The organism is Streptosporangium sp. NPDC006013 (assembly GCF_040614275.1).
Taxonomy (GTDB): domain Bacteria; phylum Actinomycetota; class Actinomycetes; order Streptosporangiales; family Streptosporangiaceae; genus Streptosporangium.
The window spans coordinates 1-2028 of the sequence record NZ_JBEXUE010000866.1 but is presented as its reverse complement, the minus strand read 5'-3'; the positions used below and the strand labels follow the sequence as shown (position 1 = coordinate 2028).

1 protein-coding gene and 1 pseudogene are annotated in these 2028 nt (G+C 73.8%); one reads left to right on the top strand and one right to left on the bottom strand.

From position 1 onward, the window contains the following. Positions 1-38 precede the first annotated feature (38 nt). Complete coding sequence (locus ABZ260_RS50450) at positions 39-1346, bottom strand: aminotransferase class I/II-fold pyridoxal phosphate-dependent enzyme (protein WP_355632929.1); 1308 nt, start codon at positions 1344-1346, stop codon at positions 39-41. Between the two features lie 139 nt (positions 1347-1485). Here ABZ260_RS50450 and ABZ260_RS50445 point away from each other — a divergent pair. After that, a pseudogene (locus ABZ260_RS50445) lies at positions 1486-2028 on the top strand (hypothetical protein); the annotation flags it as partial.

Genomic DNA, 2028 nt, shown 5'->3' with positions numbered 1-2028 from the left:
GGGGCGCACCCCCGGGGGTCGAGCGGGCCGGTCCGGGATCATGGGATGGCGCGGCGCAGGGCCAGTGCGTCCTGGCGAACCTTCGCGGGGGTCTGGCCGTCGATGAGCAGGCGGCGCATCAGGGCCGCGACCTCGCCCATGGTGTCCGGGCCGAAGCCGCGGCGGGTCACCTCCTGGGTGCCGATCCGCAGGCCCCGCCTGGGCTCCTCGGCAGGCCGGCCGGGCAGGCCGATGCCGCTGAGGTAGACGCCCCCCTCGGCCAGCAACCGGGCGGCCTCGTCCCCGCCGCCGAACGCGCCCGCGTCCACCGCCACATGGTGCGAGACGGTCCAGCCCCGATGGGCGGCGATCACGGTGAAGCCCTCGCGGTCCAGCGCGGCGGCCAGCGCCCCGGCGTTGGCGATACAGCGGTCGGCGTACCCGGAACCGCCCTCGGCGTGCTCTGCGGCGACGACGGCCAGCGGGGCCAGGCGGGAGGCGTCGTAGTTCGCGGTCAGGCCGGGGTAGGCCGCCGCCGCCACCTGCCGGGCGAGATCCTCGTCGCGGGTCACGACGGCCGCGCCAGGTGGCCCGCCGAAGGACTTGTAGGTGGACATGGTCATCAGGTGCGCGCCCTCGTCCAGCGGTCGCTGGAACCGGCCGCCCGCGATCAGTCCCGCCACGTGCGAGGCGTCATAGAGCAGCAGGGCGCCCACCTTGTCGCACGCCGCCCGCACCCGCGCCACGTCGTGGGGGAACAGCATCAGGCTCGCCCCGAGCACCACCAGCGCGGGCCGCCTCTCGCGCAGGAACGCCGGGAGGGCCGCGTGGTCGACGTCGAGCCGTCCGGCGTCGTAGGGCAGGTCGACGACCCGCAGGCCACGGATCCCGGCGGCGCCCTGGGCGTGGTGGCTGGTGTGGCCCCCGGCGGCCTGAGGCAGCACCGCGATCGTGTCGCCGGGGCCGGTGAACGCGCTGTAGCAGGCGAGGTTGGCCAGTGTGGCGCTCTGCAGCCGCACCTCGGCGAACTCACCGCCCATCAGCGCCGCGATCTGGAGCGGGACCAGCACCTCCAGCACGTCCAGCTCCTCCAGGCCGGTCTGGCGTTTGTCCCCCGGCCAGCCCATCGAAGGCCGGCAGCCCAGGGAGATCTCATGGGCGGCCCTGGCGCGCTCGCTCATCGTGTTGGTGCCCGCGTACAGGACCACGCCGTCCTCGTCGAGGCGGCCGCGGTGCTCGGCCAGCACCGCGTCGACCAGCCTGGTCACCGCCTCCAGGCTCAGCCCCGACACCTCGGCCTCGAGCTCGGCCAGGCGCGGCTGTGCCTGGGGCGGTGCCCACGGGGCGACGCGGCTGCGCTCCTGCACGAAGCTCCTTTCACAGGGCTGTCAGGCGGCTCTCACGAGGTGGACCCCTCCAAAACGAATACTGTGACGCTACGGCCAGTGCCGGGGGGAGTCATCGTTCCGCCAGCGGAGATCCTTCCTACATCTGTAGGATTAGAACGTGATCGCGGATGATGTTCAGGATCTGCTGGAGGCGCTGGCCGCGAGCGTGGGCAGGGGTATGTCCGTCGACGATCTGGAGGGTCGGGTCGTCGCGCACAGCGCCCATCACGGGGAGGTCGACCAGGTCAGGGCCCGCGCCATTCTGTCACGGTCGGTTCCCGCGGCGGTGGGGGCCTGGCAGGAGAAGCACGGGGTGGCCTCGACCCGAGAGCCGGTCAGGGTTCCGGAGAATTCCTCGCTGGGCATGGCGGCCCGGCTCTGCGTGCCCCTGCTCCACCAGGACCGCAGGGTCGGCTACCTGTGGATCATCGAGGGCCCGGGTCCGTTGAACCCGCAGGAGCAGGGCAGGGCCGTGCGCGACGCCGCCGCGATCGCGGCCCTGCTCGACGACGGCGGCAGCTCCCACACCCTGAGCCTCCTGCTCACCGGCGAGATCGGTGTGCGGCGTGCGGCCGGCGTGCTCGGGGAGGGGCCGCTGCGCGTCCTGGCGCTGCGGGGCGACCCGGCCTCCCTGCGTGAGGCGGTCGGCGCGGAGCTGGCC